Origin of the sequence: Spirulina subsalsa CS-330 (assembly GCF_028330765.1) — a bacterium.
GTDB classification, from domain to species: Bacteria; Cyanobacteriota; Cyanobacteriia; order Cyanobacteriales; family Spirulinaceae; genus Spirulina; species Spirulina subsalsa_A.
This window is the reverse complement of the sequence record NZ_JAQMTY010000104.1, coordinates 1-6692: the sequence shown is the minus strand read 5'-3', so window position 1 is coordinate 6692 and position 6692 is coordinate 1. Positions and strand designations below refer to the sequence as shown.

6 protein-coding genes are annotated in these 6692 nt (G+C 53.8%); 4 read left to right on the top strand and 2 right to left on the bottom strand.

The features are described from left to right. Positions 1–233: 233 nt before the first annotated feature. The 3 genes from PN477_RS07130 to PN477_RS07120 all read left to right on the top strand — a co-directional run bounded on the left by PN477_RS07130 (position 234) and on the right by PN477_RS07120 (position 3074). Positions 234–1328, top strand: a complete 1095-nt coding sequence (locus PN477_RS07130) for a mechanosensitive ion channel family protein (RefSeq protein ID WP_272117137.1) — start codon at positions 234–236, stop codon at positions 1326–1328. A 619-nt stretch (positions 1329–1947) separates the two neighbouring features. Then, positions 1948–2115: a hypothetical protein gene (locus PN477_RS07125; protein WP_272117134.1), complete on the top strand. Its 168-nt coding sequence runs from the start codon at positions 1948–1950 to the stop codon at positions 2113–2115. Then, positions 2115–3074: a phosphoenolpyruvate carboxykinase (ATP) gene (locus PN477_RS07120; protein WP_272117131.1), complete on the top strand. Its 960-nt coding sequence runs from the start codon at positions 2115–2117 to the stop codon at positions 3072–3074. The genes PN477_RS07125 and PN477_RS07120 overlap by 1 nt, the downstream gene beginning before the upstream one ends. Before the next feature lie 47 nt (positions 3075–3121). On the opposite strand, the gene PN477_RS07115 is transcribed toward PN477_RS07120, so the two are convergent. After that, positions 3122–3565 carry a hypothetical protein gene (locus PN477_RS07115; protein ID WP_272117128.1) on the bottom strand — a complete coding sequence of 148 codons (444 nt, stop codon included), beginning with the start codon at positions 3563–3565 and terminating at the stop codon, positions 3122–3124. A gap of 771 nt (positions 3566–4336) precedes the next feature. Between PN477_RS07115 and PN477_RS07110 the strand changes: the two genes are divergently transcribed. Further along, positions 4337–5455, top strand: a complete 1119-nt coding sequence (locus PN477_RS07110) for a glycosyltransferase (protein WP_272117125.1) — start codon at positions 4337–4339, stop codon at positions 5453–5455. Here the strand turns inward: PN477_RS07110 and PN477_RS07105 are convergent. After that, a complete protein-coding gene (locus PN477_RS07105) occupies positions 5450–6403 on the bottom strand; it encodes a glycosyltransferase family 2 protein (protein WP_272117139.1) in 954 nt (317 codons plus the stop codon). The genes PN477_RS07110 and PN477_RS07105 overlap by 6 nt on opposite strands. Positions 6404–6692: the final 289 nt, after the last annotated feature.

Sequence of the window (6692 nt, the reverse complement as noted above, 5' to 3'; positions counted from 1 at the left end):
TCCCCCTTATCCTAACTTTCCTACAGGACTAAGTCAACCCTGTAGGATTCGCTTCGCTCAGTTTTCTTTGTTGGTCAAAATTCATCTCACCGTTAAGCCTTCGGCTATAACGGGAGTCCTCTTTTGACACTTGAGATAGGGACTCACCTCTCCCCTAAGCTAGACGCATCGAGCGGAGGTCTTAGAGTAAGGTAAATGGCAGATCATGCCATACACCAAGGATGTATTTATCTATGCCCGTCGAGTTCTTAACTCAGTCCTTTTTTTACAATACCCTCGCCGCCTATGGGCTGGCGATCGCCACCCTCGTCGGTGGATTTTTTTTGATTCATGCCGTTCGTGCCCTGGTGATCAGTACCCTGAAGCGGCTCAATCAACGCAGTCAGAAAACCCTTGACTCTCGCCTCGTCCAAATTTTTAGCCGCCCCCTCGTGCGCCTCGCCTATGTGGGAGTGAGCTACATCGCCCTCACCAACCTCAACCTCCATCCCATCCTGACCCAGATCCTCCAGTCCTTCGCCGTGATCTGCACCACCGTGATCGGGATTTTGTTCTTGTCACAACTCGCGGAATATCTGGTGCGTTCCTATCTCCTCAAGCGCGGGGATGTGGAACTAGAACAGAGCTTCGGTGCGCTACTGCCGATTTTGCGAGCGGTGTTTTGGGCCGTGGGTGCGGTGTTTTTGCTCGATAATTTGGGCTTTGATATTTCCGCCGTGGTTGCCAGTTTAGGGATTGGGGGGTTAGCGATCGCCTTCGCCGCCCAAGGCATTCTGCAAGACCTTTTTAGCTACTTCTCTATCGTGCTGGATCGTCCCTTCGGTATTGGTGACTTTATCATCGTCGGTGATTTTGTCGGGACCGTCGAACAGATCGGAATTAAAACCACCCGCCTCAAAAGCCTCAATGGTGAAGCCCTCATCATCGCCAACACCGACCTCACCGGCTCCCGCATCCGCAACTTCAGCCCCATGAAACGCCGCCGCGTTGCCTTTACCCTCGGTGTCACCTACGAAACCCCACAAGAAAAGCTCGAAGTCATCCCAACCATCATTCGCGATATCATCAACCACCAAGAGCAGATCACCTTCGATCGCGCCCACTTTGCCAGCTACGGCGATTTCAGCCTCAACTATGAAGTGGTGTACTACGTGGAAAGCAGTGACTACACCCTCGCCATGGATCTCCAACAGCGGATCAACCTTGCCCTGTTTGAAGCCTTTGCCCAACGCGAGATTGAATTTGCCTATCCCACCCAAGTCACCTACCTGCAATCCACCCAACCGAATCCACCGATTCCTATGGACACCATGACCCACACGAGCTAAACGCCCCCAGGCTTGCTCCAAGCGGCGATCGCTCATTCCCTAAGTCCATCGCATCGCTAAAATCAGACTTTGTTGTAGGTTAGGCGGCTTCAACTCTCGCTATCACTACAATCCAGTAATCCACCGTAACCCACCGATTAAGACGTGCCACGACACTAGTATCATGGCACGTCTTAAGTTATGTAATGGTTGCGATCGCTGAAACATCTGTGCTTGGTGCGTTACGCTGCGCTAACAGCACCCTACTTAATACCTTACTTTAGCCGTGTCAATTTCCTAGGGCCAGGCTTAACCTCCTGGCCCTTTGTCAGATTTAAACCATGGACTCTGGGACAAATGCAGGATAATGGAGCTAAACCAAAGCCGATTCAGCCCGTTCATGCGATCGCCGCATCGTCTGCTGGATGGTGCTAAATCCCTGATTCTGTTCAGCGTTTCACGGGATCTTGCCCGTGAGCTTGTCCAGAATTGCCTACAATGTTGATGCTTGAGGCGCAGTTTTACTGTTTTTTCAGTCATTCTGGATCTAAATTACGAAAAATCTCGCTTTTCGCTCATCCGAGAATTTGTTATCACAAACTATAGTGCCCACCCAACGCAAACCGGAGTAATGGAAATCATGTCTACCCTAAACCCATCCACCCCCACCCATCGCCAACCCTACCACCCCCCCCAACTCCACCACTATGGCGACATCAAAACCTTGACCCAGAACGTACCGGGCACGGGTACTCCAGATGGTGTGGGCATGGGTGGGGGTGAATTTGCAGCCAATAAGACGGCGTAATGTATGGGTATCGCCTGTATGGATTGACCGTCACGAGCAATGTTGCGATCGCCGGTCTCACCGCCACGGCTGCCCCATCCCCCGACCTGCACATCCACCTAGAAGCAGAGGCAGAACCCTTTCCCCCTCTGCCCCTAGCCAACCCGTATTATCAAAGTCCCGCCCATGATCACAACGGCCAGCCCACCTTAACCGTTTGGACGAATACGTCCGAATCTGAATATTGGTTTCGCTATGGTGATGGGACTACCTTTTGGCTCACCCTATCCCCCCCGCAGATCCGCGCCACTTGGCCAGCGCCGCTAACCTTAGAGGATACGGTGACCTATCTGGTGGGGCCGGTGTTGGCCTTCTTGTTGCGCTGGCAGGGGATTTTATGTCTTCATGGCAGTGTGGTGCAGATGGGCGCAGGTGCGATCGCTTTTGTCGGTGCTGCTGGTGCAGGAAAATCCACCACCGCCGCCTTTTTGTCCCAGGCCGGTTATCCAGTGCTCAGTGATGATGTGGTGGTGATTCATCAACCCCAATCGCCCCACGTTGCACCGGGTTACCCTCGCCTCCGCCTCTGGCGTTCCTCCGTCGAACTGCTCTACGGTACACCCGACGCTCTGCCCCGCATTGTCCCCACTCACCCCACCTGGGACAAACAATATCTTGATCTCAGCCAGTCCTCACAACAATTTCAACCCGAGCCGGTTCCTTTGCGACGAATTTACATCCTAGGGCCGCGATCGCCGCTCCATTCCACCCTCACCCCCATCACACCCGCCGCCGCAGTCCTCGCCCTCACACCCCATTCTTCCGTGCCCTATCTCCTCAACAAAACCATGCGCCGCCAAGAATTTCTAGCCTTAAGTCAGGTCATCCGCCAAACAGCTTGCGCCATCCTCTCCGTTGCCAGCAATCTCCATGATTCAGCGCAGTTGATGACCTTGATTTCAGACCCATTCCCCCAGTAGATCAAGGCTCCACGGATCACAATCCCCCTGAAACCAACAAAAACCCACTAAGACTTAATTTGGTGTGATTTGCGGAATAATTGTTCACCCTGTCCAGAACCCCGTTGGGCTAACAATTGTTCTTCGAGCGCCGCAATGCGGTTATAGGCGGCGGTGACTTGGGCCGTTAACCGACGAACCTGTAATTCGGGTGACAGGGCTTGTTCCGTCGTGTTGTAGTCCGGCACATGTTCCCAGCCCTGGGTATCCGGCAGCACATCTTTATGACTGAGGAGCGAAACATCAAGACTGTCGGGATCATAAGCCATGGTGCCAGACGTTTCACCCAAAGGCGGGGGAGTCGCAGCGGGTTGATCTATACCCAACTTCAGCAGATCCGTGGGTACGTTCAACAGAGCAATATTGAGGCGATGACTCAACTGTTCAACGAGCTTATGTAACGCATCAACTTTGCGATCCAAGGCGATTAATTGCTGTTGCAATATATCCATATATATCCCAATCTTCCGTAATAATTTTTCGTACTTTTATCCTATTCTCGTTCGTTGCATTTGCCGGTGATATGCTGATTCATTTAACGATTGCAAAGCCGATGCATCGATTTGCATTCCCTCATCCCTAACAACCTGAATCTGAAACCTAGTACAGTCCAACGCTCAACGTGACGGTGCGTTACGCTTCGCTAACAGCACCCTACAAACAGCCTGATTCTTGGCATTGACGCTGCACTAGCTCGTTAGCTCTGACCACTCAGCCCAAACCCTCTACATCGAAGCTCTCAACGGCACAGCCCAGGAAAAACCATGGGCTTGCACCACATTGTTGAGGAGTTGCGGCTGAACGAGACTGGATCAAACTTGCGGGAATATCGGGCTGATCCTTGGGTGGTGGTACGTTGCTGATCCTGGCGTGGGGGGTGGAGCCGGAAGGCGATCGCACCCGATTGCACTGTTCGCGGGCTGGGCATCAATGTGATTTTGCCCATGTTTCCTGCCATTGGCCCTTACCATTCCTAGGTATTTTTGCCATGCTAGAGGCATAATCTAATAAAAATGTTAAATTCGCATCAGACTAGCGTTCCTGCTCTGCGGTACGGATCGAAATGACCCCATTTCAAGTCATTGAGCTTGCTTTAATGATCCAAAATCTCTTCCTTGACTGTAAAGCTGATGGCGATCGAGGGAGATGAAATCTCAAGATCAATCGTTCAAACTCAATCAACCCTCCCAGTTCAGTTATTTACGCTCAAACCCGGTGATCTCATGATTTATGCTTCAAACTCTCGCCAAGCGATCGCGCTCCTTGCCCTTGCCAGTCCTGAACCGATTCTGCCCGTTGCGGCCATTCTCGATCAACTCGGCTGGCAAGTGGATATTTTTACCTACAGCACTGATCAGGAGCCGCCCCACTGCATTGTTGAGCATCAGACCTGTCGGGTGGTGATGTTGCCAGAAGCGCAGTTTGTGGACACATTCTGTCAGTTTCAGGTGAAACAGGGAACCCATTACCCGCTGATTCACAGCGTTGATGATGCCTCGATTCCGGCGGGCCATGCTCTCCAAGCGGCCACGGGGGCGAAGTGGGTGCATGGTTTAGCAGAGATTGAGTCGCTGGCCACTGAGCGGCCCGGAGCAGACTACGTTATGGGTGACTTTCCCACCCCATTTTTCCCCACCCCCCATCAGCCTGTTCCCCATCGCCAACGCCCGATTCACCTCGACACGAAAACGGCTCGGCAGCAGTTGGGCTTACCTGTGGATGAGCGGATCGCGTTGTTTGTGGGGTCGTTTGCGATTCGTCATGGGGTGGATGTGCTGTTGCAGGCTTGGGCCCGGTTGGGACGATCGCCCCATGTCCCGAAACGCTTAATCTTGGTGGACAATGGCCAAAGCTCAGAGCGCGATCGCCGCCGCATCGAACAGGCCCGCAACACCCTCACCCTGATCGAAACCGTCGAATTGCTCCCCTATACCAGTCCGGCTCACCTGGCCCTCTATTACCTCGCGGCGGATGTTTGCGTCATTCCCAGCATTAACGAAGCCTTTGGGCAAGTGGCGATCGAGGCGACAGCTTGGGGTACGCCGGTGATTGCCTCGGATGTGGGGGGCTTGCGCTTTAGTGTTGTGCCAGGGGAAACGGGCAGTTTGGTGCCGCCGAATGATGTGGAGGCCCTCTGTGAAGCCTTGGGTCAAGGTTTAACCGATGAACTGCAAGCCCGGCGCTGTTATCTGCCGACTTCGACGATACAACTGGGCTTGCAACTGAGCGATCGCTACCGGCGACTCTTGGTGTTGTCTCTCTTGAACCATGCCCTACCCGAACCGAATTGGGTTGTTCCCTGGCAAGTCACGATCCCAGACCCCATTCAGCAAGCTTCATAACCTCTCCTGCTGTTGATCCGCATCCCGCTCTGGCCAGGGCGGGATGTTTGCCATCTCGGCACGGAGGCGCACCTGTTGCTGGCCGGCACTGCGGGCGGCGAAGGTGATCAGATCAAGGGGGGTATTGACGGCATCGAGCCAGCGGCCGCGCAGCAGGGCGGGGGGGAGTTCTTTCACGGCCCAGCGACTGAGGCGATAGAGGGCTTCGCGGGGGGTGAGCGATCGCATCAACGGCACACCATGCAATTCATGGAGATAGCGATTCGAGCGGCCATAGCGTCGCCATTGTTGCCGTAGTTCCGCTAGGGTGCAGCGGTGCCGATGTTTGACCACCGCCGTCGGTGCAAACTCCCATCGGCACTGGGTTTGTGCCAACAGTCGCCAACAGAGATCCGCATCGCCCCCCGTGGTGAGATAGGGCCGAAACAGACCAATTTCAACCAATAGATCCCGCCGCACACCCAGATTAGCTGTTTGGCCGTAGGGGCGAAAGGGATGATTGAGGGTATGGCGTTGGGAGAGGGTTTCATTGCGATCGGCGTAGCGTTCGAGGAGGGAATTCCCCGGCAGGGCGACCACTTCCCCCGCCACTAGGCCCACGCCAGGATCAGCAAAGGGCGCGACCAAATTCGCCAACCAGCCCGGTTCTGGGCGGCAGTCGGCATCGGTAAAGGCCAAAATTTCCCCCTGGGCGGCCAAAATTCCGGCATTCCGGGCCGCGTAGGAACTTTGAATCTCAAACTCTTGGAGCGATCGCAACGTTATCCCCTGGGCGGCGAACTCTTGGACGGCCTGCTGCACGATAACCGATGTTTGATCTTGGCTGTGGTTATCGACGAGGAGATATTCAACGGCGGTGCGATCGTAGGTTTGCGATCGCAGACCGGCTAATAAATCCGGCAAATCCTCAGCCCCGTTATAGATCGGAATAATCACCGAAACCTTCATCACTTCTCCTTCAGGCTGCCGTTAGAATTGCCCCATCCAATCTAGATGGGGGGCTTTTCTATTGTGCAACAGAGCGACAGAATTGAAAGGCAGCGATCGGGTGGTTTAGGACTTTGGTTGATAGTCGCTGTATTGATCTTGGTTGTAGAATTGACACTCCCACCGTTAAATCAAAGATTATAACGAGGGATTCTTGCTTCATTGGGTTTGTCTAGTCTCAAGTCATCTCTGTCTTGAAACCCCGTCCAGATTCCCCTCCACAAGCATCTGTTTAACGTCCACTGAATGT

Coding starts and splice junctions, on each gene's coding strand:
- PN477_RS07130 (WP_272117137.1), top strand. CDS start 234: ATGCCCGTCGAGTTCTTAACTCAGTCCTTTTTTTACAATACCCTCGCC.
- PN477_RS07125 (WP_272117134.1), top strand. CDS start 1,948: ATGTCTACCCTAAACCCATCCACCCCCACCCATCGCCAACCCTACCAC.
- PN477_RS07120 (WP_272117131.1), top strand. CDS start 2,115: ATGTATGGGTATCGCCTGTATGGATTGACCGTCACGAGCAATGTTGCG.
- PN477_RS07115 (WP_272117128.1), bottom strand. CDS start 3,565: ATGGATATATTGCAACAGCAATTAATCGCCTTGGATCGCAAAGTTGAT.
- PN477_RS07110 (WP_272117125.1), top strand. CDS start 4,337: ATGATTTATGCTTCAAACTCTCGCCAAGCGATCGCGCTCCTTGCCCTT.
- PN477_RS07105 (WP_272117139.1), bottom strand. CDS start 6,403: ATGAAGGTTTCGGTGATTATTCCGATCTATAACGGGGCTGAGGATTTG.